The sequence below is a fragment of the Candidatus Tisiphia endosymbiont of Ceraclea dissimilis genome (genome assembly GCF_964030735.1).
Lineage (GTDB): Bacteria > Pseudomonadota > Alphaproteobacteria > Rickettsiales > Rickettsiaceae > Tisiphia.
This window is the reverse complement of the sequence record NZ_OZ034917.1, coordinates 73128-98873: the sequence shown is the minus strand read 5'-3', so window position 1 is coordinate 98873 and position 25746 is coordinate 73128. Positions and strand designations below refer to the sequence as shown.

Sequence of the window (25746 nt, the reverse complement as noted above, 5' to 3'; positions counted from 1 at the left end):
CTAAATCTGTTAAAACTTCGGTTAAACCTGTAAGAACTCCACCTAAATCAGTGGAAATTCCTGCTAAATCTATGGGATTAACTCCTTCTAAAATCGTAGCTGAGCTTGATAGATTCATTGTTGGACAATATAAGGCCAAAAAAGCTGTGGCGATCGCTTTACGCAATCGCTGTAGGCGTAGAAATGTAGCCGAGCCACTTCGTCAAGAAATCGTTCCAAAAAATATTTTAATGATTGGACCAACTGGCGTAGGTAAGACTGAAATCGCTAGAAGGCTTGCTAAGCTTAGCGGCTCACCTTTTCTTAAAATAGAAGCCACTAAATTTACTGAAGTAGGATATGTTGGACGAGACGTTGAGTCAATAATACGAGATTTAGTGGAGATAGCTGTTAATACCCAAAAAGCTAATGCTAAAAAAGAAGTTATTGCTAATGCAACTTTAAAAACTGTAGAAAGAGTATTGGACGCTTTAGTAGGCAAATCGGCATCAGTTGAGACTAGAGAGAAATTTCGTCTTAAGCTTGAAAAAGGTGAACTCGATGATAATGAAATTGAGATCAATATAGCAGATTCAGGTAGCATATTTGGTAGTAATTTTGAAATTCCTGGTATGCCAGGAGCGGCTATGGGTGTGTTAAATGTTTCTGATATGATCAGCAAAGTCATCGGTACTAGTAAAACAAAAAACAAAAAAATGCTAGTTAAAGATGCTATGTTAACTATCTTGGCTGAAGAGTCAGATAAATTGATTGATCAAGAAAAAATTACTCAAGATGCATTAGTGCTAGTACAAAATGATGGTATAGTATTTTTGGATGAGATTGATAAAATCACTTCAAGACCTGAGGGAAAAAGCTCAGAGATTAGTAGAGAAGGAGTACAGAGGGATTTATTACCTATTATTGAGGGTACAACAGTTAATACTAAGTATGGTCCTGTAGAAACTGCTCATATATTATTTATAGCATCAGGGGCTTTTCATTTATCAAAACCATCTGATTTATTGCCCGAGTTGCAAGGAAGGCTACCTATTAGAGTAGAGTTAAACTCACTCACTAAGGAAGATATGGTGAAAATCTTGGTTGAACCAGAATCAAGTTTAATAAAACAATATTCAGCCTTAATTGGCACCGAAGGGGTAGAATTACAATTTACTGATAAGGCAATAGATAAGATTGCTACTTATGCAGCAAAAGTTAACTTAGAAATTGAAGATATTGGAGCAAGAAGATTGCATACTATTTTAGAAAATTTATTGGAGGATATAAGTTTTAATGCAAGTGACATGAAAGAAAAAAAGGTAGTTATGGAGGAGCATTTTGTCGACCAGCAATTATCAAAAATTATCAAAAATCTGGATTTAGTAAAATTTATTTTGTAAATGATAGTTCATCTTGGCAGTTTAACCTTTAGTGGTATAGACATTATTGATGTCGATGTGCAAGTACAGATATCGCCAGGTATACCTAATTTTACTATAGTAGGGCTAGCGGATAAAACCATTGGTGAGTCTAAAGAAAGGGTTAGGGCAGCTCTGTCTTCCATAGGTCTTGCCCTACCTGCCAAGAAAATACTTATAAATTTAGCTCCAGCCGATTTGGTTAAAGAGGGTAGTCATTTTGACCTTGCTATTGCTTGTGCTATACTTAGCAGTATGAAAATTTTACCAGCTGGAGAAATGCAAGAATATCTAGTAATAGGGGAATTATCTCTAGATGGTTCTATATTACCTGTCAGTGGAGCTTTGCCTGCTGCTATTGGTGCTGCAGCTAGAAATAAAGGGCTAATTTGTTCAAAACAGAATGGTCAGGAAGCTGCCTGGTCTGGCAATAATAATATTTTGGTAGCAAGTAATTTAATAGAGTTAGTTAATCATTTTAAAGGTCTGCAAATATTATCATCACCAGAATTGGAAATTGACACTAGCATCATAAATTACCCTGACTTTAAAGAGATCAAAGGGCAGAAAACAGCCAAGCGAGCTTTAGAAATAGCAGCTTCAGGTAGCCATAATCTATTAATGTTTGGTCCACCTGGTACTGGGAAATCGATGCTGGCACAATGTATACCTGGGATATTACCCAAAATGCGACCCGAAGAAATATTAGAGTGCAGTACTATAGCAAGTGTTGCTGGCAAGTTAGCAAATGGCAAACTATCAAGGGTTAGACCCTTTCGTGCTCCTCACCATTCCTGCTCGATAGCAGCAATGGTCGGTGGTGGTGTGGGTAAAAGAGTAAAGCCAGGTGAGATTTCATTAGCCCATAATGGGGTATTATTTTTAGACGAATTACCAGACTTTCCACCTAATGTTATCGAATCTCTAAGGCAACCAATTGAAACTGGGGAAATACTAATTGCTAGATCAAATTCGCATATTAAATATCCAGCTAACTTTCAGCTAATAGCCGCAATGAATCCTTGTAAATGCGGTTATTTAAGCGATCCGCATAAAGCATGTTCAAGGGCTCCAAAATGTGGTAGTGATTATCAGATGCGTATTTCTGGTCCAATCATGGATCGATTTGATCTACATATAAATGTAGGCTCTATCGATTCATATAATTATAATTTAATAGGAGATGATACAGAAGAAGGGTCTGAACAAATAGCCAATAGGGTCGAAATAGCTCGCAATATTCAACAAACTAGATATGAAGGATATAATATCAAAACAAATAACCGTTTGGATGGGCAACTGCTTATTGAATATGCACTACCAGTTGATGATGGAAAAGATTTACTTAACGAAGCCGCTACAAAATTTCGTATATCAATGCGGGCATATAATAGAATCTTACGAGTTGCAAGAACTATAGCTGACCTAGAAGGTTCTCGCAATGTCTATAAGATACATATTGCCGAAGCACTAAACTATAGAAAAATGGATAATAACCTATAGTTAACTCGAGAGGGGCAGGTGTCATCTCTGCTAGAATTAGTGTCACCCCTGTGAAGGTAGAGGTCTAGATTCCCGCCTACGCTGGTGGGTTAATTATATGTTCAAACCATATTTAGCTAGTAAAGAGGAAAGTTCAGATTTTATACTATTCATTCCTTCCAAACTATCTGATTCATATCTAGCAATAATTTTGGCTTCAGTGTTAGAGGCTCGGAGTAACCACCATGCATTAGAGTCAATTGATGAGTCAATCCTTATACCATCAATGTCATTGAAAGCGATATTTTGGCTAATTAAATCATCTTTTATTTGCTGAATAATATCAAATTTGAGATCATCTGGTACCGGGATGCTAATTTCAGGAGTGCTGTAACATTTAGGTAGCTCATCTATCATATCGTCCAAGGTTTTTTCTGATCTTGATAATAAATCAAGAAACCGTAGAGCAGCGTAAATTGCATCATCGTATCCATAATATTTATCAGCAAAAAATATGTGACCACTAGTTTCGCCGCCCAGTAATGCCTTAGTTGTTTGCATCTTGTCTTTAATAAAGGAATGACCTGTTTTCCACATTATCGGTCTTCCACCATATGACTTAATCTGATTAAATATGGCGCTACTTGATTTAATATCCATGATAATAGTTGCTTGTGGATTTTGGTCAATTATATCTTTTGCTAATATACAAAGAATCTGGTCGCCTAAAATTATTCGTCCTTTCTTACTTATAATGGCTATACGATCGGCATCTCCATCAAATGCAATACCAATATCGCAATCTTGGGTTTTCACTACTTCTATTAGTTGTTCTAGATTTTTAGCAATAGTGGGATCTGGGTGGTGATTAGGAAAATTACCATCAATTTCCGAATTGATAACGATATTTTTGTTGGGTAACCTTAATGCTAATAGATCAGTAATATTTCCAGCCGCACCGTTAGCTGGATCCCATGCTACTTTTATTTTAGGTTCTATAGTTATTTCTTGTAAAATCCGATCTATGTATTGAGCTGTGATATTTAACTTTTGCACATTAGCTGGGGCTATAAACTTATCAGCCATACTATAGCTAATCCGATTAGCATTTAGCCATAGTAAACTGGCGTCATTGCGAGGAGGCGTAAGCCGACGAAGCAATCCATTTTTAATCGTTCTTTTGGATTGCTTCGTCGCTACTACAGTAGCTTCTCGCAATGACGGCGTAATGTTAATTGAGTTAGCTATAGACCAATCAGTATTTAGAATGCTATTTAGTAAATGTTGTATTTGTTGGTCAAAAAAAGACTTGCCTTGCGATAACATCTTAAAACCATTATCATCTTTGGGATTATGTGAACCTGTGATCATTATACTAGCTTGTGGTTTAAATATCTTATCAGCAAAATATAGCATAGGAGAGGGGGCGACTCCTATTGAGATAGCCTGTCCACCAGCTGAGATAATGCCATTAACCAAAGCATGGTAAAGGGCAGGGGAGCTTAATCTACCATCTCGCCCTATCAATATTTTGTTCCCTTGTTTAGATATATTTAGTTTGGTAAAACAAAATCCAATTTTATAAGCAATAGTTGTATTAATATCCAGCAGACTGCTTCCACGAATATCGTACAATCTAAAAATTGTTCTATTTATTTCCATTGTCATTACTATTTTAGTATAATAGACCTCTTGCATAACCTAAAGATAATTGAGGAATTTTTAGGAAAAACGAAGTCGAGTACCGCAGCGTACTAAGATGTACGTGAGGAACGGAGACGAGTTTTGACAACAAAATTACCAATTAGATTAGGTTATGCAATAGGTCTAATTAAGTGATTTAAAGAGTTGATAGTATAAATGAAAATTTTAGCATTGGATACGGTAAATAATAGTGCATCTGTTGCGATTTCTGAAGATAAAGTTATTTTGGCCTATATCGAGGATTTAAGACCCTCTATGCAGGCTGAAACAATAGTACCAATGATTGAAGAAGCTCTGAGAATAGCAAAGCTTTCTTACCATGACTTAAATTACCTAGCCGTTACAAATGGTCCAGGTAGTTTTACCGGTATTAGGGTAGGGTTGTCAGTAGCAAAAGGCATTTTGCTAAGTACCAATATCATAGGTACTACTATATCTAATTTTGAGTATTCCTGGCGGAGAGCCACTAGGCAAGTAAATAACCATAATAAAAAGGTTAATTTTAAGTTTTTTATTTTTCTTAATGCATATAGAGAGCAATTATATAGCCAGGTTTTTGATCAAGATGGACAGTCATCTATTCCTTTATTGATAAATTATGACCAAGTTGGGCAGTTATTAAATACAGAAGATAATATTATTAAAGTCTGTGCTGGTAGTGGGTTAGAGATGATATACGACAAGATTAAGGATTTAGAAAATGTAATAATCTTACCGCGTTTCACTAAAATTAAGGCATGGCATATATGTCAATATATAGCTGATAAAATAGCTGAAAAATGTAATTTTTCTAACTCTATCGAGCCATTATATATTAGAATGGCTGATGTGAAGATTAAACAGAGTTAGCTATAGCTTTAGCCTCAGCGTCATTGCGAGGAGACCGTAGGTCGACGAAGCAATATAGTCTTGATGTATCTATACTAATTCTCATGGATTGCTTTGTCGCTGCTAAAGTAGCTCTAAGCCATGACTCTTAGCAGTCAGCTTTTTTACTGATCATAAGGAAATAAATAAAAAATTGTAGAGTACTATTCTCTAGTAAAATTACAAAATCCCTGAAAGAGTAATAAGTAACTGGCGGGGCGTAGTGAACAATTTCCGAACCCAACCAGATACCAAATTGCTTATTATACAAGTGCTTACGCTCTATTATTAGAGCTTCGTTACTTCATATTCTAACTCCATATTTTTTCCACAAAATGCCATCGAAATTTTGAGTATTTGTTTTACATGCTGATATTCTTTTATCCTAGTATCATATTTCTTATCTATAATTTGTTGTAAGCCAGATTTAGCTATATCTGCTAAATCTTCTGAGGATTTAGCGATTTTATACTCGATAATCATCGCTTTATCACCTTTGCCCACTTTCGGGATCATCATCATATCTGGACGACCATCGCCTGATTCTTGTTCACTTGATATTATATAACGAAAAGATAGAGTATTGATCAGTCCTAACATAAAGCCACTATAAAACAATTCTGCCTTCTTCTCGCCAGTTTGATGAAAACTAGTAGAGTTAAGTAGTAACTCTTGCATATTCTCTTTAAACTCCTCAATTTTACCATCTGGCAGTAAGCTAACTAATGAATAATATAACGAACTATCCATTTGTATTTGTTTACTAACCCATTGTAGCAATCGTGCATTATATATATTTTTTACTTCTCTATTAGGCACAGATAATTTATAGATACTTTCTTCTTGGTCAATAGTTGTTGGGTTTAAATAGCCGCTAAATAATAATAAGCTAAACAAACCTCCGCGTGAACTGATATCAGCAAAACTTATATATTTGGTAATAGGAGAAGTAATAGCTTTTCCTGCGGCTAAAGCCTGAATATCTGTTTGCATCTCATCTGAGAGCAATACATGATCAATCCAATCAGTCCCACCACTATCAATCCAATAATGATCCAACTTACCTTTATTTGCCAAACATTGCATAATTGACCATGGATTATAAATGACTTCTCCACCAAAATTATAGCCATTATACCAATTTTTAATCTTTTCTGGATCTGTATTAGTTGGGACGATGGTCAATAATTCATCAACTTCTGCTTGGGTAAAGCCGTAACTGCTAGCAAATTTTTTGTCTAATAGACTACATTCAGTTAAATTATTCAAATCTGAAAACAAATTAGCCTTAGCAATCCGTAATATGCCGGTAATAACGCCTTTTTGTAATGAATCATTGGTTTTAAGACTATTGCCAAATATTGCCCGGAATAGTTTAAGTACCTGATTAAATTCTTCTTTATGACCAAATTCCATATAGGAACTATTAATTGGCGTATCATACTCGTCAATTAGTATGTAAACTTTCTGATTAAAATGTTTATAAAGTAAATCGCTTAAAAATTTCAAACTATTCTCAAGCTCTACTTTGTTAAATTCTCCAGAAAAATATCTAGTTAATTGTTTCTTTTGTGCATCATTTAATAAATTTTCCTTATCTGTTAAATAAGTCTCCAAATAACGATAATTACTAAATAACTGTATTACTTGATAATTGATTTTACTTTCAATTTCCTCATAACTACTTCCCCTAACACCCTTAAAACTTATAAGAATAACTGGAAATTGACCTTGACGTTTCATAGAGTTTGCTACACTAGCAATTTTTAATGGCTTTAGTTCTTTAGTCTCATCAAATCCTAAATCCACTTCTCCTCCGCTAAACAGCTTATGATTAACTCTTTGTTCTTGCGGCAATTGTATCCCATACTCATCCACTTCTATTTCTAGAAATCTTCGCACCATATCCATATTCAAGCTCTTCCCCCAACGCCTTGGGCGAGTAATGAGTGTGACTGCCCCACTATCTTCTAATAATTCTTTGATCATTAGACTCTTATCAACAAATACATCACTATTTAGCAATAATGTCTTGAAGTCATCAGTACCAACTAACATGGTTGGTTGATCATCAACATTATTTTTATTTTTTTCTTCTATCATTGTTCTCATCTGTTCCTTCCAACTATAATATCCATTATACTACTTTTTTATTGTCCACTAATAGCTAATTAGCAAAATTTTTATAATTTTTTGTTTTTTTATAGTGAATTAACCTGAATTAACACCCAGACGATATAATTATGCAGCCTTAGAAAATGTTATAATTTCAGTGCCGTTTTTGTGATATTTTTACCTCGTGTTTTTAATTGTATAATTACCACTAAATTTGATATTCCACAAATTTCTTTAAAAATCACTTTACATGTTAAAATATATTAATATTATATAAAGTATATTAGACTTTAATAGTAAAGATTATTTTATTATGCCATAGAATAGAACTCGTGTGAGTCTAAAGAATGTCATTGCGAGGAGATGCTTTGTAACACTACGTCATTGCGAGAAGGCATAAGCCGACGAAGCAATCCATTTTTATGTCATCCCTGCGAAGGCAGGTATCTATAATAATATTCAGGGTTTTTTGGACATTATTTTAGATCCCGCACCGAAGCAGGTATTACACAAAACAGGCTTGCTTCGTCACCGCTAAGCAGCCCCTTACAATGACGTCATACCAATCTAGTTAACTATAAATAAAAGAGAGAAAAACAATGCCGTTAGAAGAAAAAATTGTACAACAAATAACAAATAACAAGTAACTCTATTACTACTCTTTACCTTGGGGATAACGAGATAGGAGAGGATGGAGCAAAGGATTTAGCAAAAGCCTTAAAGATTAATAAATCTATTACTAATCTTAACCTTTTGCGTAACAAGATAGGAGATGCTGGAATGAGAGATTTAGCAAAAGCCTTAAAGAATAATCGCTCTATTACTAAGCTTACGCTTACTGATAACCAGATAGAAGATGATGGAGTACAGGCTCTAGCAGAAGCCTTAAAGGTTAATTATTCTATTACTTATCTTGAGCTTCGTTATAACAAGATAGGAGATGATGGAGTACAGGCTCTAGCAAAAACCTTAAAGATTAATCACTCTCTTACTACTCTTGACCTTTATAATAGCCAAATAGGAGATGCTGGAGCACAGGCTATAGCAGAAGCCTTAAAGGATAATCACTCTATTACTACTCTTTACCTTCATACTAACCAGATAGGAGATGCTGGAGCACAGGCTGTAGCAGAAGCCTTAAAGGTTAATTACACTATTAATTATCTTCACATTCGTAGTAACCAGATAGGAGATGCTGGAGCACAGGCTATAGCAGAAGCCTTAAAAGTTAATAAATCTATTACTAGTTTTTACATTGATCGTGGTAATCCGATAGGATCTGTGGGAGTGAAGTATCTAGCAGATGCCTTAAAGATCAATAAATCTATTGTTACTTTTGGCACTGCTTTTAACAATATAGGAAATATTGTAAAGAAAGAGATAGAAACAGCCTTACAGATTAATAACGAACTTGCTGCAAAGACCAAACAAGAAACTTTAGCAAAACAAGCAGCTGAACAGGCAAGGCAAAAAGAGGCTGAAAGACTTGAAAAGGAGGCAAAGCTTAGAGAGCAAGAGGCAGCTGAACAAGCTAGACAAGAGGCTCTAGCAAAACAAATAGCCGAACAGACAAGACAAAAAGAGGCTGAGAGACTTGAGAAGGAAGCAAAGCTTAGAGAGCAAGAGGCAGCTGAACAAGCTAGACAAGAGGCTCTAGTAAAAAAATACATAGCTGAACAAGTTAGGCAGCAAGAAGCTGAAAGAGTTAAGCAACAGGCAAAGCTTAGAGAGCAAGAGGAAGCCAAGGCGGCAAAAGAAGCAGCTGAATTAAAGGCTATAGAGGAAGCAAAAATAAAAGAATATATCCCCAATATACCGGCTGTAAAATTATTTGAGGTAGCAGGTAGGGATAATCAGTTTGATAATGATGATCAGGCTACTATCCAGCAAGTATCAGATTTAATGCGAGATGGTAACGACCACCTACAGGAGAATGTTAAAAAAGCGGTACTGGTGGTTGGTAAGACTGGGGCTGGCAAGAGTACGCTGGTTCACGTTCTTAGTGGTAATGAACTGCAAGCTATTAGGGATGATGCAACTAGCGAGCTGGTTATTGACGCAATACAACCACTTAGTGATATTGTCATTGGTCATAAAATGTCTTCCGAAACCAAAATTCCTAATAAATGTTTGGCTAAAGACCTAACCATTTGGGATTGCCCTGGCTTTAATGATACTGATCTTGTTCAGGAAATTGCTAACATCTTTTATATTAAAAGGCTTTTTGAGATTACAGATCAACTAAAATTTGTGCTGGTGGTAGATGAATCAGATTTAAGGAGTAATAGAGGCAGTGATTTCCTTGAAACTTTATCTAATTTTATAAAAAGTTTTAAGGATATTAAGTCTATAGAGGGTGGTAGCATATTTTTAGTAGTTACTCATGTACCACCAAACAAGAACATTCAGAATATCCAAAAATCTATAGATAACATATTAACATATAACCAAGGAGCAACAAAGAAATGTAAGGAACTGATTAGTAAGCTCAAAGATGGTAATTCAATACATCTATTCTATAAACCAACTTAAGAAGGTGAGTTAACTGTACCTGACTTACTTGCAGAAATAGACAAATCATCCACATATTCTGACGCTAATAGTGAGATGGTCGACATAGCTATTTCAAAGAAAGCTATGGAGTGTTCATCGCATCTGTTAAATACTGCGAGTAATAATTTTAACCAACTATTAGAGGTGATAGTGAAGGCTATTGCTGATGCCACTAACTGCTTAAATGTTAATCCACTCAATGCATTTTCCGAAAATTATGCGATTGTCAAAGATTTGGTTCCGTCATCAATTAATTACAATGAATTAAAGCAACATAGTGAAGGTGAATATTTTCCAGAGTTGGAGTTATTATCAAGATTGCAAAAAGTGCTTAACTATAATCAAATAGATAAGATACCAGATGCCTTAATGATTTTCCAGATAGCAGTAGAACTTTTTGCTGAATATGCTGACTTTGATAATTCTCAGCTTCAGCATCAGATACAAGATTACGGTTATTGCTTACAGCAGCAATATGAATATGTGAAATTCTTCGCTAATGTCTGTGGAGCTAATTTGCCTGATCATGCAAAAATTGCAGAGTTAATAACAGCTTGCCATGCTAAGGTAACAGAAAATCTTGAGTATCAAGTTAGTAGTTTGAATATTGATGAAAACCAATCTGACCCAGAATATTATCATAAAGCTATAAAATATCTAGAAAATTATCAAGACTCTCCTGCTTGCAAGAATCTTAAGGCTATAGCCTATAGTTGCTTAGCTAGTATTGCTGAGCATGATGGTGCCAATGAATCTGCATTGGCTTACTATGCAAAAGCTATAGATGCCAATAGCCATCTACCAAAAATATATGAAGAATTGGGGCAACTATTTTTTAACAAGGGTGAATATGCTAAGGCGATTGACTGCTATAAAGTAGTTAATAATGAGTTTAAGATAAAAGCCTGTTTTAAAGCATGGTTAAAACAAGATCAAGAGAATCCCGATATAATGCTAAAACAAGCTGAGTATTTTGAGTCTATAGGTTTATTTGAAAAAGCTAAAACATATTATCACCATGCATTCAGCCTAAGTCATGATAAGAATTTTAAGGTTGCGGCTTACAATAAAATTGCTAATATTATGCTTAATGCCGCTGCTCAAGGGCAAGATTTTGCCACCAAAGCACAGGAGCAGGATTTTTACAATTATTACTTGGTAGATGAAGAATTCACCAAAAATTTACTTGGCGAGGTAGTATGTGATATCAATTGAAATAATTAACGCGGTATATTAATCCACTCTCTATACATAATTGATTTTACTAAAGTTACATTTTTACTAAGTTGATTCCAGGCATAGCAAGCATTAGCAACGATATCTTCGTATACACCGTAACATTGATTAGATAGGAAGTGATTTTTGATCCACTGCCAAATTTGTTCCATCGCATTTAATTCCGGTGCGTATGGCTGAAGCGGTACCAAGGTAATGTTACTTGGAATAATTAATTTTTTCGCTGCATGCCACCCGGCATTATCTGTTAATAATGCAACATGCCTACCAGAATCAATAGTCAAAGAAAATTCATCTAAGAACTTATTCATTGAATCAGTATTGGTATATGGTAAAATTAACGCAAAAGATTCGCCCGTATCATGGCAAGCAGCTCCATAGATGTATGTTGAGATAAATTGTTGTTGCTTACTTTCCTAGGTCTGCTCCCACGTTTAGCCCATATGCGACTTAAACTACCTTGCTGCCCAATTCTAGTTTCATCCTGTGACCAAATGTCAACCTTACTCCAATCAATATCTTTTGGTAATAATACTTTTAGCATATTGGCGAAGTTTTTTTATATGTATTTTGAGTTGCTTGATTAGATTTTGGGTGTACTGAACGAGAAGTAATCCAGCTAAAACCAAGTCGATGTATAGTGTTATAAACTGTTTTTAAACTACATTTAATACCATATGTTTCAAATAACATATTATGTAATTCCTTTCCTGTTATATAACCACCTGTCTTACTTTCACTCAACATATTTATTTTATCAGACAAAAAAGATTCTTGTAAGCTATTGAATTTTTTAAACGCACCACTCCTATGCGATTCAAATAATCCATCAAAGCTAGAGTTTCTAAATCTTCTAAGCCAAGATTGTACTGTTTTCCAGTGCGATCCAACTATTATCGATACAGTTTTCAATGACTTGCCTGATTGCAGGTGATGCATTGCTAATAAGCGTATGCGATTTCTTCCGTGCGACTCGTTTTTCATTAGGTATATGAAATCATGCTCATGAAAACCTTTTGGTAATATTAATGTTCTTGCCATTTTACTACCTGCTCAAGTTTATATTCCCATATTATAATATACCTCCTTAACTATTTCAATTGGTATAAGCTCGGTTCTTAGAGGACTTGCTCTCAGCAATGGGAGTGGGTTACTCGCCTATATAGTTTTGGTTATGTGGCAAAAATGTTATAAAAATTAGTTGATTTCTTTTTTATTAGCTATTAACCTATAATTTCAATAATTAGTTTTTAGGAAAATTTGATGTCTATAGATGTTCTTGTTGTTGATGATGAAGCAGATATTAGAGATTTAGTCTCAGATATTTTAAAAGAAGAAGGATTTACTACCAAGACTGCTGCTAATAGTATTCAGGCTTTTAAAATACTCCAAGAAAGAACACCAGCAGCAATTATTTTAGATATTTGGTTACAGGGTAGTGAGCTTGATGGGCTTGGAATTTTGGAGATAGTAAAAAAACGTTATCCTCTAATGCCTGTGATAGTTATTAGCGGGCATGGTAATATTGAAACTGCAGTAAATGCTATCAAAATGGGTGCCTATGATTATCTAGAAAAACCATTTAGTCATGATAAGCTATTGATCTTATTAAAAAGAGCCTGTGAAACAACTAAGTTAAAGCGTGAGAATCTTGATCTAAAATCAAAAGTTATTGATAAAACTGAACTTATAGGTAACTCTCATATTACAGGCAAACTTAAGTCTGATATTGAAAAAGCCGCTTTGGCGACTAGTAGAGTATTTATTCAAGGGCAAATTGGCAGCGGTAAAGAACTAGCTGCTCGATTAATTCATAAAAAATCAAAAAGGGCTAATACACCTTTCGTAACCTTTAGTCCAGTAGGTATGGAGCCTGACCGTGTTCATCAAGAATTATTTAAAGGAATAGATAACCAGGATATTAGACGTCCTTCGATATTAGAAATAGCAAATAATGGCACTCTGTACATAGATGAAATTAGTGGTTTACCAATTTCGGCACAAGTACAATTACTTAAATTTTTGCAAGACCAAATGTTTCATAAGCCAGGAAGTAAAGCAATAAAACTAGATATACGGGTTATTGCTGCAACTTCTAAGATTGTACAAGAAGAGATAAGTAAAGGTGAACTCCTGGAGGATTTATATCATCGATTAAATGTTATTTCCCTAAAAATTCCATCTTTATATGATAGAAAAGATGATATGTCTGCATTAGTGAAGTATTTTGTTAAACAACTTTCTAAGTTTTCTGGTTTAAAAACACGTGAATTTTCTGATGAAACAATTGCAGCTTTTCAAGTTTATAGTTGGCCAGGTAATATAAGGCAATTACGTAATGTAATAGAGTGGACTTTAATTATGAATCCGCTATCTTCAAATAGTAATCAAACGATCAAACCAACAACGATCAAACCAACTATGATACCACCAGAAATTTTAGTTACTGATTCTAGTTCTGCAAAGCAGGAAGATAATGTTGATATAATGATCATGCCGCTCCGAGAGGCAAGAGAGATTTTTGAAAGGCAGTATTTAGCTGCTCAGATGAATCGATTTAATAATAACATTTCTAAAACCTCAGCCTTTGTAGGTATGGAACGTTCAGCATTACATCGTAAATTGAAATTGCTCAATTTACATATTCCTAGTAATAAATTTAATGACGAGGATTTTTATGACAATTATGAATAAAACAACTTTACCAACTATCATAGCTAATAACTATCTTGTAATTGCTAAAGTAATGCTGGGGGTAGCCGCTCTATTTGCTGGCTCACAAATCGTTATTCCTCTTAAACCAGTGCCGATATCCATGCAAACTGTGGTGATTTGTATTATTGCTGTTACTTATAGCCCAAGACTTAGTTTTGCTACGGTTTTAGCTTATATTACAATTGGCGTGGCAGGGCTACCAATGTTTGCAAAGCTATCAAGTGGTTTACATATTTTGTTTGGTGCAACAGGTGGTTATCTGATAGGATATTTAATCGCTACTCCTGTGATGAGTATACTTAACAGTAAGTTTTCTGAAAGATTTACTGGAACATACTCACGTTATTTGAGTATATTTTGTACTTGTCTTATAGGACACCTTATAATTTACTTTTGGGGAGTTAGTTGGTTAGCAACATTTATAGGAATTAAACAAGCTATTTATAGTGGATTTATAATATTTATACCGAGTGGCTTAGTAAAGATGCTAATATTTTCTTCTACATATTCTTATGTAAAAGGCAGAAAGAATACTATTTTATGATTCAAATAACAAGGTCATTGCGAGGAGGCACTTTAGTAACGACAAAGCAATCTAGGACAACTTGTAGCACAATAAATAACCTGGATTGCTTCGTCGCAGTTTTGCTACTTCTCGCAATGACGGTTACCTCTATATCACGTAGGCAGGAACCTGTAATATCGCATGGTGGTGTAAAATTCTTTATTGTAACTTTGCTTTTAGTTCTTACCGGATGTTCAGATTCTTCAAGAGATGCAGATGGTTTGTTATCTAATAGTCAAAGTCTCATTATTAGAAATTATATAGCAGAGCAAAATAAAAATAAGGTACCAGTAAATATTAAAAATAAATTTGGCTCAAACCTTAGGGGGTTAAAGTTAGTAGGTGTTAAACTAACAAATGAGGATCTTTCTGGTGTTGACTTAAGTTTTTGTGAAATATCACGAGTAGATTTTTCAGGAACAAATTTTGAGAATGCAATTTTAACAAAATCTATAATTCAAGAAAGTGATCTTTCTAATACTATATTAAAAAATATATCAGCTTATGGTGCAGATTTTCAAGCATCGATGTTTGAGAATACTCATTTGAGAAATAGTAATCTTATTCAATCAAATCTTGAGGACACTGACTTTGTCAAAGCTAATTTAGAAAATATTAATTTTGAAAATGCAAATCTTACTAGAGCTGTATTTGATGAGGCTATGATCAGTAATTCTAATTTTCAAAAAAGTAATTTAGCAAAAGGTAGTTTTAAAAAAGCAGTTATCTCAAATTCTATTTTTTATGGTACAGATTTACGGCAAATATTAGCTAATTACCTAAATATGACTAATTGTTATTGTGAATCTGTGGATCTAACTGGGGTGGACTTTACTGGAGCGGTGATTAGCAATTCAGATTTTACTCATGCTATTATTAATCAAGCTCAATTAAAAAATATAAAGCTTACTAACTCGTTATTTTCTTTCTCTTCCTTTCAATCTGCAGATTTTGCCAATGCAATTATTGAGAATTGTAATTTAAAAAATACCAATTTGAATAATGTGCAATTGAATCAAGTACAAATTCAAAATAGTGTGATGGATAATGCTCATTTTAATGATGCTATTATAAAGGAGCTATCAATAAAGAACTGCCATAGCATTTTGCTCAAGTTAAATAAAATTAATATCACTAATGCTGATATTGAGAATAGCAATTTTACCAGCGTATCATTGAATAATAGCTATGTCAAGCAAGCAACTATTATTAACTCTGATTTGACCAATAGTGAATTAATAAACTCTAATTTCTCTGCTACTAAATTTAATACGGTAAATTTTACTAAAGCACTGATACAAAATACTGTATTAAATGGGATAAAATTTATTGATAGCCATTTTTATCAGATAGCTATCATAAATTCAGATTTATCAGAAGTCATTTTTGATAATTCGCCAATCATAAATTCTCAATTAAATAATGTGAGATATAAAGATAATAATTTCATTAATTCAGATTTTAACAGAAATATTGTATTAAATGGTCAGGACTTTTATAAATTTAAATCAGTAAATACTATCTACTCTGTAAAAGATTTAGAACAGGTGAAAGACTTATCAAATATCAATTTACAAGGTTTAAATTTGTCAGGTTTGGCATTTAACCAAACTATTTTCTCAGGCTCCGTTCTTAAAGGTATCGATTTATCTAATGCTATAATTCATAGCTGTATATTACAGAATACTGATCTAACTATGGCCAATCTAAGTAATGCAGATTTTAGCAAATCATCTCTTATTGGGAGCAATTTAGAATCTGCTAAACTTTATAATACAAATTTTAATGATACTGATTTAACAAATGTTAATTTTATTAGAGCTTTTGTTAGTAAAATATCTTTAATTAATGCAAAGCTTGAAGGTACTAAAGGGCTTGAGGATAAAGAACCGTAGCAAAAATATATAATAACTACAAACTTAAGAAGGTTTGTCATTATCAGAAGAAGTGGTAGGATCAATTCTGCCAACCATTTCATCTAGTGATACTTGGAAATAGTCTGCTAAGGCTACTACGATTTGGCTATTTAAAGTTTTTTGCTCCCGGCTTCCGCAAGAAAATGTTGAAAGATGGGAAGAGAGGATATGGAGGAACCATAAAGCTGGGAAATGATTTTTTCAGGAGGTCTGTTGTGCCTAGTGAATAATTTGTTATTAGCTTTGGTTTTTGTTATGCTATAACTATATTATTACATATTAATTCTACAATTATCTACATGTACATACGTCGTAAAAAAACACCAAATAGTCCAAGGCAATCAATACAAGTGGTTGAAGGATACCAAGATAGCAAAGGTAATATCAAACAACGTATTGTCCGGCATTTAGGGGTATTCTTCGATGATGTAGAAGAAGCCAAATTAGTTGCATTAGCAGAGGATTTAATTGTAAAAATTAAAGCTATAGTCAATTGATGAAAAGTTGGTGACGTCGTCACTCGTCGCCCGCCTATTACTTATAGGCGTCGCTCCATCGTTCTTAGTGCCAAATTCCCCTGAATTGACTATAGTATATGGTCAACATCATTGCGAGTAAGACCGTAGGTAGACTAGGTAATCCACAAAAGTAGAGTCAATCATTTATTTTGTGTAAGTTCTATTTTTTACATTCCAATAAATCATATTTAAAATCACCACAAAGTATTTCAAATTGATTCAAAGCTAATGACCAATCTTTTATGGGCATAGTCCATTTTTTAGATGCATTTTGCAGAGCTAAAAATATTATTTTCTGAATTGATTTATCATCTGGAAACACCCCCTTATTTTTGATGATTTTTCTAATTTGACGGTTGACAGATTCAATGGTATTTGTTGTATAAATTACCTTTCTTATTTCCTCAGGAAAAGCAAAAAATGGGATTATCCCAGACCAATTACGTTGCCAAATATCAGAAATTACTGGATATTTTTTGTCCCATTTTGAACTAAATTGTTGAAGTTTTAGACTTGCCATTTCTTCATTATTTGCTGTATAAATTTGCTTCAAATCTGTGGTCACCTCCTTTAAATCCTTATATGAGACATACTTCACTGAATTGCGAACCATATGAACTATACATAACTGTACTATAGTCGCAGAAAATATGCTACTTATCGCTTCCGGAAAACCTTTTAGACCATCAACACAAGCAACATAAATTTGTTCTACTCCTCGATTTTTTAACTCAGTAACTACTTGCATCCAGAATTTAGCACCTTCATTTTTTCCTACCCAAATACCCAGCAACTCCTTCTTTCCTTCTATATTAACAGCAATCGCTAAATATACTGCTTTATTTATCACTACCTGGTTATCCCTAGACTTAACATGAATACAGTCTAAGTATAATATTGGATAAACCTTATCTAAACCTCGATTTTGCCACCTAGTTACTTCGTCTATTACTCCATCGGTTATTGTCGATATTAAATCACCGGAAACCTCAGTTTGATATATTTCTTCCAAATGACCTCGAATTTCACTGACTGTCATTCCTCGACCATAAAGTGAGATAACTTTATCGTCAAATCCACTGAATCTTCTCAGCCCTTTAGGTATTAATTTGGGAACAAACTCTCCTTCTCGATCTCTTGGTACTTCCAGAGTAACCTTCCTACCATCATCATCAATTATTGTCTTTTCATAGCTACCATTACGACGATTATTATCTACTTTCGGCATTTTACTATGCTTTGAATAACCTAATTCATGCTCTAGTTCACTTTCTAATATTTTTTCAACTATTTGCTTTTTTAGTTGTTGAAATAATCCTTCTTTGCCAAACAACTTAGATGGATCGGCTTTTGATAATAATTCTTCTACTAAATTATTACTTATATTATTATCTTTTAGTTCTAGTATCTTCTTTTTTATTTTTTCTGACATATTTTACCTTGTTATAAGTTGTTTTCTTACAGTACTTCTTACTGCTTACTTTTGCAACTTACACAAAGTATATTATAGACTCCAAAAGTAACCAAAAATCTCTTCGTCGACTCACGTCTCCTCACAATGACACCGGTTATTTTTTGCAACTTTTAAACTGCCATGATGACCTTTAAAACCTTTTCCTTTTCTAACTTTCAACAGTTGTGGAGGCTTATCCCCGACAGTCTCCTAGCCTTAACGAATTGATAAGGGCGGAGATTAAGATTATAAACCAATATCAACTTTTATAGTTTCTATTTTTTCAAGTTCTCTTTTTATATTAGTCTTTATTTCTTCGATTTTACGATATTTTTTTGCTATCTCCTGTTGTTTTGGTAAATCAAATTCACCTGCTGTAGTAATTGGAATTTTGACTTCAATATTTCTTGTTCTTTCTATGGTTGGCTTATATTCCCAATTAAAGTTATTTTTATCTAATGCTTTTTGTAATTCAAACGATAGATATAAACAATCAAGATTATCACATTTTGGGATATACAATCTTGCATCTCCATTTATGCTAAATTTATGTTTTGACCTATAAAAAACTGTGCCAGCATATCCATTAGTAGTAATCTGGATAGATTCCACCTCATGATCAAAATGATTTATATAACCTAAAACACCATCTTGTTTGGTGTTTGCTGAGTAGACAGGATACGAACCTTCATGTTCTTTAATATAAGTCTTAGTGTATTTTGCTATTCCCTTTTTTATATTAAAAATATCCTCTATTTTGATACTTTGGCAACGTCCGATTTCATTATCAAATTTATAAAGAACGCTATCTTGCAATGATTTACTAAATTCATTACAGATCATTCCTAAATCCCTAATTATATCGCTAAATTCACCAATTGAAACCATTTGGTTTGTTTCTCCAATAGCTAATTCAATTTTTTCTTCTTTACTCCACCATCTTTCTACAGACCAATTTTTACCACTGTCAAATTCATTTATCAAAACTATCTTACATCTCTTATCATGATTAAGATTTGCAAAATACTTCTTATTACCCTTAAAAGCGTTATACAAATTAACAGCTTCTTTTAAGTCATCTTGCTCAATATCAAATCTATTTACATCTCTGCTTTCACCAATTTCACTAACTAAATAGGTGAATACTGGATCAGTCTGAATATCAGAAATATCGAATTTTTTTGTAATCGCTAAAATATAAGTCTTTTTGGTTGTTGTAAAAAATGTCTTTAATGGCAAAGAAATAATTGCATCAATATAGCAACTATCTAAAATATATTGCCTCAAATTTTTATCGTTCTGTCTATTAAAAATTCCATCAGGAATAACTATAAAAGCCTTACCACCTTTCTTAAGAGCTTTTATAATCCACTCCATGAAAAGCCCCTCAATACCCATGGCATTTATCTTATAATAATTTTTTAACGTAGTATTTTTAGCTATCTCTTCTTTTAAATTACTACTACCACTTGTTACATAAGGTGGGTTTGTTAAAATTAAGTCATATTTTTCTTCTTCTGCTTCTGAAAGCGTACCAAGTATCGAGTTTGTTTTTAAAATAAAACTCTCATTAAATATTTTGGCAAATTCCCTAGTTAATCCAATATTATCTTTTATCAGTTCACAAAAATAAATAAGCATATTGGCTTTTGCTAAAATGATGGTTTTCTGCTCATCTTTATCAAAACCCTTATCAAAACCAACTATTTTAACTTTTTGTATTATTTTATTGTTTTCAACTTTAAAGAGCTTATCAAGATCGTTCTTTATAAATTCTAATGGAAATTTTCCCACTCCGCAGGCTGGATCACAAATAGTCATTCCTTCTTTTAGCTCCCCTTCTGCCATTTCATTGATAGCACGGACAACTTTAATCGGAGTAAAGAACTGCCCCCAATTCTTTTTACTGATACTTTCTTTTAAAAAACTCTCGAATAACTTACTTTTAAAATCATGGTCAATATGTTCAAGTTTTCCATAATTTTTAAATTTTTGTAGAACTTTTTTAAAGACTATTCCGTAACCATCAACAGCTTTTTGTTCTTTGCTGATAAATATGCTACCATTTATTATGGTGGTCTTGTCTAAAGCATTTTCAGGAAACAGCTCTTTTATTTGTGGTCTGATAATATTTGCATAATGTTGTAAAACTGTATTAGTTTCATTGCCTTCTTCATACATCCCAAGTAAAGTGTAAAAATTATAAGTACCTTGCAATATTTTTAAATCACTTAAATATTTGAATATAAATAATTCAACAAATGTGTATAAGCAATTATCAGGGGTTGCACCGCTAACACTCCAAACATCTTGCCATATTTGTTTTGCTAAATCTGTTGGATTGACTAGTTCTTTTGGTAAAATTCTATCATTTTTCTCATTTATTGATTGTATTGTTTCATTGATAACTTTTGGTAAGTTTATATCTTTAGAATCAAAAGGATATTTAAAATCATTAGCTTCTTCGGTTTTCACGGTATTACCAGTAGCAACATTAAACCATACCGTCTCTTTGGTATCAGTTGCAATAATTAATTTTGTTTTTAGTTTTTTGGCAACCTCAATTTCTTGCAGAATGGCATTATTTTTTTTATCCTTGGTATTAAAATGTTCAGGTGATTTAAATTCCACAATAGCAATAACTTCTTTTTGTTTGGTGATAATGGCATCAACTCTCTTGTTTGATACATTCCCATAGTCTATACTTCTTATTATATCAGATTTTTTTAAAGCACTAATAGTTGTTGAACCAATATTATAAAAATTCCAAGTCCCTATTTTTTCAGGATTCTTGATTAAATCTCGTTGCAGAAGTTCTTCGCTCATAATTAAATCATCCAATTATTCAATAACAATTTAAAAGCCGCGTTATTGTTCCTTTAATTATATCCAAAACAAAACCCATCAACAATAGATACTTAAGATATTTGTCAAAAAGATAATTGCTGGTGCTGTTAGCTTATTTATGCTACACTTTCTTAAAGCAAATATTTATAGTAATTCTCAAATATAATATAATAATATGACCTTTAAACTTTCTGATCTTAATACAACAGTTAAAGATATTAGTACCATTCAAGGTAAAAATAAGCCGCCAAGAATGCTAGTAGGTACGGATGAGTTCTATGACTTGGTTGTTAATAGTGATGTATTTGTTGATAAAAGTCTAATGATTCAAGAATTACTAGAGGACAATGGTAAGGTTATCCTAATCACCAGACCAAGACGTTGGGGTAAGAGCTTGAATATGAACATGCTCCAGAAATTTTTTGAGATAGAGGTGGATAAGAGAGGTACGCCTTTACCTGAAGAAGATAGAGTTAATCGCATTCTCTTTACCGGTGGGGAAATCAATTTAGGTATTAAAGGAAAAAGGACTTTAGAGCCTTTAAAGATTAACGGCAATGAATATGCCATGACTCAACAAGGTCAATTTCCGGTGATTTTGCTCAATCTTAAAGATGTAAAAGGTAGTAGTTATCAAGAAATAGAACTAGGTATAAAGGATCAAATTATAGAATTATTTGCAAGTCATCATTACTTAAATCATCATGTAACAGAAGATACAGGACTATTAAATAATGCCCAAAAAGAAAAACTAAGGAGATATTTTGATGGGAAACTTGAGAGAAATGACTTAAAAGATAGTTTACGGGTTTTGAGTGAAGTGCTGTACAAACATTTTGGTCAAAAAGTTTACATATTGATCGATGAATACGACACGCCGATCAATAGTTCATACATTAAGTTTGGTAACAAGCCAGAAGAATTTGAACAGGTACTTGAAATGTTTCGCGGGATGTTTGGCAGTAGTTTAAAAACTAATCCTTACTTAGAAAAAGGCGTAATAACCGGCATATTACGGGTTGCTAAGGCTAATTTATTTTCGGATTTGAATAATGTTCGTGAATATACTCTGCTAGATGAAAAATTTGCTAAATTTTATGGTTTCACTCAAGCAGAGGTTGATGAGTTATTAACCAAAGTACCACTTGACACAAGTCCTGAACAAATTAAAGCTTGGTATAATGGCTATAGTTTTGGCGGAGAAATCATCTATAATCCATGGTCAATTATGTTATGCCTAGATACTAGAGGTAAGCTTGATCATTATTGGCTTGATAGCGGTGGCACTGGGCTTGTTGATAAAGCATTGTTATCAGATGAAATACAAATTGATATCCAACAATTAGCTAGCGGTAAAAGTATCATCGCACCTATTACCAAACAAATCAGTTTCAGCGATATTAATACGCGAAGTGGGTTATTTAGTTTGTTATTATTTAGTGGTTATTTAAACCCAACAGCTATCGAACCTGCAAAAGATATCTACGAATTATCAGTGCCTAATAAGGAAGTAGAATATATATATGAAACCAGGCTATTACAATGGGTGAGTAGCAAGTTACAAATGGATAGTTCTTTATATTATTCTTTTGCTAGTTTATTGCCGGCAGGCAAAATAGAAGAATTTAAAGAGAAATTACAAGAGTTATTACTAAATGCTACTAGTTTTCATCAAACTGGCGAGAAAAAAGCCGAGCTATTTTATAGCGGCTTTATGCTAGGTTTAATTAACACTTTATCTCCTGGCTATGTCATAGATAGTGAGAGAGAAACAGGCAGTGGTAGAGCTGATATTATATTGCTACCTAAGGCTGGGAAGCAGAATAATGCTATTATTATTGAATATAAAATATGCAAATCTCCTGATATTTTAGAATCTGTTGCCAGAGAAGGGCTAGAGCAAATAGCGAAAAAACGATATGAGGCTAAAATAAAAGAGTACTCCCATGTTCAAAAAATCATCAAAATTGCTATGGCTTTTTGTGGCAAGGAAGTAGCACTAGAATATCAGATTGATGTGGTGAATCTTTAAACTATTTAATATATAAATACAAGAATCCTAAATAATAACAATAAATTAATATTTCTTTAGGTTTTTGTAATATATACGGTGATATTAAATCTTCCAGGAGGAGTCAATAATGCTTTCTAAGCAAAATTCCTATATATTACAAAAATCTGAGGAAATAAGTTATACTTTATTGTACTAAAATTGTTGTGATTATTTTGTTATTTTATTAAAAAATTAACAATTTTCTTAACTTTTTTATTTGCACAAGTTATAACTTTCATTCATCGTATTAAAAATAGCTGTCAAAATGGTTTGTCATTTATTGATTTAATATTTTGGTCTGTTTCCTATATCTTTAGCCTTACATATAAGGTTTATTTGTAAAGATTATAGGTTTTTACTTTACAAGTTTATAAAATATCGCTATGAAGTTAGCAATTATATCCAGAGTAAGAAAATTGGATTAAACTACTAGAAATTATTTAGAATAATTTAATATTAATTAAATTTATGAGGTAAATGATTATGGCTACACTTAAAGAAATTATCGAAGCCCTGCAAGTAGGCGATGATCTTAAAGAAATAGATTTGAGATTCAGCCAGATAGGAGATGAGGAGGCGAAGGCATTAGCCCAAGCCTTAAAAAATAATAAAACTGTGATAATAGATTTGGGTGCCAACCAGATAGGTGATGAGGGGGTGAAGGCACTAGCACAAGCCTTACAAAACAATAATACTGTGACGACAATAAATTTGGATAACAACCAGATAGGCAATGAGGGGGCGAAAGAACTAGCACAAGCCTTAAATCATAATAAAACTGTGACAACAATAAGGTTGGGTGACAACAAAATAGGCGATGAGGGCGCGAAGGCACTAGTCCTCGCCTTAGAGAAAAATGATACTGTAATGCAACTAAGTTTAAATAACAACAATATAAGCGATAATTTAGTTAACCAAATATATGATATTATATATGTAAACAACATGTATGCTACTATAGATGTAAACGAAAATGTAAGTAATCTTGACCATTCAGTGACAAGCATAAAATTTAAGCACAACAAGAATCAGATAGGAGATAAGGAAGCAAATGTAATAGCCAAAGTCTTAGATAAAAATAAAACTGTGACGACAATATATTCGGAAAATCAGATAGGCGATGCGGGGGTGAAGACGATAGCACAAGCCTTACAAAACAATAGCACTGTGACGATACTAGCGTTACGATGCCAGATAGGCGATGAGGGGGCGATAGCACTAGCACAAGCCTTACAAAATAATAAAACTTTGGAAACGCTAGATTTGTGGGACAACAATATAGGCAATGAGGGGGCGAAGGCACTAGCACAAGCCTTACAAAATAATAAAACTTTGAAAAAGCTAAATTTGGGGTGGAACCGGGTAAGCGATGAGTTATTAGAGGATATAAATAAACTATTAGAGAGAAACAAATTACAAGCAGAAGAATTATCTAAGAAGATCGAACAAGGAGTAGATTTTGAAGATAATATAAAAGCAGAAGAGAAACAAGAAAATTTCGAAAAAATACAACAGCGTGAAAAACTAGAGACTGTTATGCTACTAAAATTACAGAAAATGCAACAATCACAACAAATAGAACATAGTTCAGGAACAAAAATTATTAGTAATCATAATCTTAAGTTGTTATTGTCTAACGTAAGTAATTCCGCTGAATTGTATGAAGCATTAGAGAGTTTGTTAATTGGAGATATTGAACCTCTATCAGAAGGGGTTTAGGAATTTATTACAAAAACCTAAAGAAATATTAAACTGATTGTTATTATTTAGGTTTTTGTATTTATTAGAGATTAGTGTTAAACCATAGACAATTTGCCCAATTTTTTGTTGTGGATATCTAGTACTACAGTTGTAGATTGAATGTGAGTGTTCACGGAAAAAAGGTTAAAGTATAAGATGTCATTGCGAGGAGGTTGCCAGACCGACGAAGCAATCCAGGAAAGTGATTAGAAATGGATTGCTTCGTTGACCTTACGGTCTCCTCGCAATGACGCTTGGTGATAAGGTTTTTATTCATCACAAAAAAATCGTGAATGCTCACATCTAAACTACAACTGTAGTACTAGGTTCTGTTGACAAAATTTTTAACGTAACCATATTAAAGCTCCAACGAAATTTAGAAAAGCTAAAAAAGTGGTTGGGGCTTTATCAGACCTAGAAAATAACCCCTTATTTTCTAAGCTTTCTACAAACGCACTACTATCATATCCTTTATCGCCTATCACCGTCGTATTCTGAACATCTTTAGTAAGATTTTCAGCCTGAGTGATATCATTTCTTTAACCAGTAGCTAGTATAAACTTCAGTGGCATCAACGAGGGC

General features: G+C 33.3%; 18 protein-coding genes and 1 pseudogene. 11 read left to right on the top strand and 8 right to left on the bottom strand.

Going from position 1 to position 25746, the window contains the following annotated elements; all coding sequences use genetic code 11:
- Window positions 1-71: 71 nt before the first annotated feature.
- Window positions 72-1382 carry an ATP-dependent protease ATPase subunit HslU gene (gene hslU / locus ACQH1V_RS00425; protein WP_425360916.1) on the top strand — a complete coding sequence of 437 codons (1311 nt, stop codon included), beginning with the start codon at window positions 72-74 and terminating at the stop codon, window positions 1380-1382.
- Complete coding sequence (locus ACQH1V_RS00420) at window positions 1383-2903, top strand: YifB family Mg chelatase-like AAA ATPase (protein WP_425360458.1); 1521 nt, start codon at window positions 1383-1385, stop codon at window positions 2901-2903. It abuts the gene before it with no gap.
- Window positions 2904-2996: 93 nt separating this feature from the next.
- Here ACQH1V_RS00420 and ACQH1V_RS00415 read toward each other — a convergent pair whose 3' ends face one another.
- Window positions 2997-4544, bottom strand: a complete 1548-nt coding sequence (locus ACQH1V_RS00415) for a phosphomannomutase/phosphoglucomutase (RefSeq protein WP_425360457.1) — start codon at window positions 4542-4544, stop codon at window positions 2997-2999.
- A gap of 198 nt (window positions 4545-4742) precedes the next feature.
- Between ACQH1V_RS00415 and tsaB the strand changes: the two genes are divergently transcribed.
- Window positions 4743-5435: a tRNA (adenosine(37)-N6)-threonylcarbamoyltransferase complex dimerization subunit type 1 TsaB gene (gene tsaB / locus ACQH1V_RS00410; RefSeq protein WP_425360456.1), complete on the top strand. Its 693-nt coding sequence runs from the start codon at window positions 4743-4745 to the stop codon at window positions 5433-5435.
- A 306-nt stretch (window positions 5436-5741) separates the two neighbouring features.
- Here the strand turns inward: tsaB and ACQH1V_RS00405 are convergent, their stop codons facing one another.
- Entirely contained in the window at window positions 5742-7556 is a 1815-nt protein-coding gene (locus tag ACQH1V_RS00405; protein WP_425360455.1) for an AAA family ATPase, read from the bottom strand.
- Between the two features lie 792 nt (window positions 7557-8348).
- On the opposite strand from ACQH1V_RS00405, the gene ACQH1V_RS00400 reads away from it, so the two are divergent.
- Together ACQH1V_RS00400 and ACQH1V_RS00395 are read left to right on the top strand one after the other, a co-directional pair.
- A complete protein-coding gene (locus ACQH1V_RS00400) occupies window positions 8349-10100 on the top strand; it encodes a hypothetical protein (RefSeq protein ID WP_425360454.1) in 1752 nt (583 codons plus the stop codon).
- A gap of 75 nt (window positions 10101-10175) precedes the next feature.
- Window positions 10176-11336: a tetratricopeptide repeat protein gene (locus ACQH1V_RS00395; RefSeq protein WP_425360453.1), complete on the top strand. Its 1161-nt coding sequence runs from the start codon at window positions 10176-10178 to the stop codon at window positions 11334-11336.
- A gap of 5 nt (window positions 11337-11341) precedes the next feature.
- Here ACQH1V_RS00395 and ACQH1V_RS00390 read toward each other — a convergent pair whose 3' ends face one another.
- Genes ACQH1V_RS00390 through ACQH1V_RS00380 form a run of 3 tightly spaced genes read right to left on the bottom strand, consistent with a single transcriptional unit; the run spans window position 11342 to window position 12398 of the window.
- Complete coding sequence (locus tag ACQH1V_RS00390; protein ID WP_425360915.1) at window positions 11342-11695, bottom strand: transposase; 354 nt, start codon at window positions 11693-11695, stop codon at window positions 11342-11344.
- Window positions 11695-11901 (bottom strand): hypothetical protein, encoded by a 207-nt coding sequence (locus ACQH1V_RS00385; protein ID WP_425360452.1) that lies wholly within the window; start codon window positions 11899-11901, stop codon window positions 11695-11697. The genes ACQH1V_RS00390 and ACQH1V_RS00385 overlap by 1 nt, the downstream gene beginning before the upstream one ends.
- Window positions 11895-12398 carry a helix-turn-helix domain-containing protein gene (locus ACQH1V_RS00380; protein WP_425360451.1) on the bottom strand — a complete coding sequence of 168 codons (504 nt, stop codon included), beginning with the start codon at window positions 12396-12398 and terminating at the stop codon, window positions 11895-11897. The genes ACQH1V_RS00385 and ACQH1V_RS00380 overlap by 7 nt, the downstream gene beginning before the upstream one ends.
- A 219-nt stretch (window positions 12399-12617) precedes the next feature.
- On the opposite strand from ACQH1V_RS00380, the gene ACQH1V_RS00375 reads away from it, so the two are divergent.
- The 4 genes and pseudogenes from ACQH1V_RS00375 to ACQH1V_RS00360 all read left to right on the top strand — a co-directional run.
- A complete protein-coding gene (locus tag ACQH1V_RS00375; RefSeq protein ID WP_425360450.1) occupies window positions 12618-14051 on the top strand; it encodes a sigma-54-dependent transcriptional regulator in 1434 nt (477 codons plus the stop codon).
- Window positions 14020-14616 (top strand): biotin transporter BioY, encoded by a 597-nt coding sequence (locus ACQH1V_RS00370; protein ID WP_425360449.1) that lies wholly within the window; start codon window positions 14020-14022, stop codon window positions 14614-14616. Before ACQH1V_RS00375 ends, ACQH1V_RS00370 begins: the two co-directional genes overlap by 32 nt.
- A 116-nt stretch (window positions 14617-14732) precedes the next feature.
- Window positions 14733-16532, top strand: coding sequence for a pentapeptide repeat-containing protein (locus ACQH1V_RS00365; RefSeq protein WP_425360448.1), 1800 nt, complete (start codon window positions 14733-14735; stop codon window positions 16530-16532).
- 320 nt (window positions 16533-16852) lie between these two features.
- Window positions 16853-17038 (top strand): annotated as a pseudogene (locus ACQH1V_RS00360) (IS1634 family transposase); the annotation flags it as partial.
- 193 nt (window positions 17039-17231) lie between these two features.
- Here ACQH1V_RS00360 and ACQH1V_RS00355 read toward each other — a convergent pair.
- Window positions 17232-18503 (bottom strand): IS256 family transposase, encoded by a 1272-nt coding sequence (locus ACQH1V_RS00355; RefSeq protein ID WP_425360447.1) that lies wholly within the window; start codon window positions 18501-18503, stop codon window positions 17232-17234.
- Between the two features lie 267 nt (window positions 18504-18770).
- A complete protein-coding gene (locus ACQH1V_RS00350) occupies window positions 18771-21350 on the bottom strand; it encodes an N-6 DNA methylase (protein ID WP_425360446.1) in 2580 nt (859 codons plus the stop codon).
- Window positions 21351-21546: 196 nt separating this feature from the next.
- On the opposite strand from ACQH1V_RS00350, the gene ACQH1V_RS00345 reads away from it, so the two are divergent.
- Together ACQH1V_RS00345 and ACQH1V_RS00340 are read left to right on the top strand one after the other, a co-directional pair.
- Complete coding sequence (locus ACQH1V_RS00345; protein WP_425360445.1) at window positions 21547-23403, top strand: AAA family ATPase; 1857 nt, start codon at window positions 21547-21549, stop codon at window positions 23401-23403.
- 504 nt (window positions 23404-23907) lie between these two features.
- Window positions 23908-25143, top strand: coding sequence for a hypothetical protein (locus ACQH1V_RS00340; RefSeq protein ID WP_425360444.1), 1236 nt, complete (start codon window positions 23908-23910; stop codon window positions 25141-25143).
- Between the two features lie 365 nt (window positions 25144-25508).
- Here the strand turns inward: ACQH1V_RS00340 and ACQH1V_RS00335 are convergent, their stop codons facing one another.
- A complete protein-coding gene (locus ACQH1V_RS00335) occupies window positions 25509-25649 on the bottom strand; it encodes a hypothetical protein (protein WP_341748759.1) in 141 nt (46 codons plus the stop codon).
- Window positions 25650-25746: the final 97 nt, after the last annotated feature.

Excerpts from the sequence above, each read along its gene's own strand:
- hslU (WP_425360916.1), top strand. The coding sequence starts at position 72 with ATGGGATTAACTCCTTCTAAAATCGTAGCTGAGCTTGATAGATTCATT.
- ACQH1V_RS00420 (WP_425360458.1), top strand. The coding sequence starts at position 1,383 with ATGATAGTTCATCTTGGCAGTTTAACCTTTAGTGGTATAGACATTATT.
- ACQH1V_RS00415 (WP_425360457.1), bottom strand. The coding sequence starts at position 4,544 with ATGGAAATAAATAGAACAATTTTTAGATTGTACGATATTCGTGGAAGC.
- tsaB (WP_425360456.1), top strand. The coding sequence starts at position 4,743 with ATGAAAATTTTAGCATTGGATACGGTAAATAATAGTGCATCTGTTGCG.
- ACQH1V_RS00405 (WP_425360455.1), bottom strand. The coding sequence starts at position 7,556 with ATGATAGAAGAAAAAAATAAAAATAATGTTGATGATCAACCAACCATG.
- ACQH1V_RS00400 (WP_425360454.1), top strand. The coding sequence starts at position 8,349 with ATGAGAGATTTAGCAAAAGCCTTAAAGAATAATCGCTCTATTACTAAG.
- ACQH1V_RS00395 (WP_425360453.1), top strand. The coding sequence starts at position 10,176 with ATGGTCGACATAGCTATTTCAAAGAAAGCTATGGAGTGTTCATCGCAT.
- ACQH1V_RS00385 (WP_425360452.1), bottom strand. The coding sequence starts at position 11,901 with ATGCTAAAAGTATTATTACCAAAAGATATTGATTGGAGTAAGGTTGAC.
- ACQH1V_RS00380 (WP_425360451.1), bottom strand. The coding sequence starts at position 12,398 with ATGGCAAGAACATTAATATTACCAAAAGGTTTTCATGAGCATGATTTC.
- ACQH1V_RS00370 (WP_425360449.1), top strand. The coding sequence starts at position 14,020 with ATGACGAGGATTTTTATGACAATTATGAATAAAACAACTTTACCAACT.
- ACQH1V_RS00365 (WP_425360448.1), top strand. The coding sequence starts at position 14,733 with ATGACGGTTACCTCTATATCACGTAGGCAGGAACCTGTAATATCGCAT.
- ACQH1V_RS00355 (WP_425360447.1), bottom strand. The coding sequence starts at position 18,503 with ATGTCAGAAAAAATAAAAAAGAAGATACTAGAACTAAAAGATAATAAT.
- ACQH1V_RS00350 (WP_425360446.1), bottom strand. The coding sequence starts at position 21,350 with ATGAGCGAAGAACTTCTGCAACGAGATTTAATCAAGAATCCTGAAAAA.
- ACQH1V_RS00345 (WP_425360445.1), top strand. The coding sequence starts at position 21,547 with ATGACCTTTAAACTTTCTGATCTTAATACAACAGTTAAAGATATTAGT.
- ACQH1V_RS00340 (WP_425360444.1), top strand. The coding sequence starts at position 23,908 with ATGGCTACACTTAAAGAAATTATCGAAGCCCTGCAAGTAGGCGATGAT.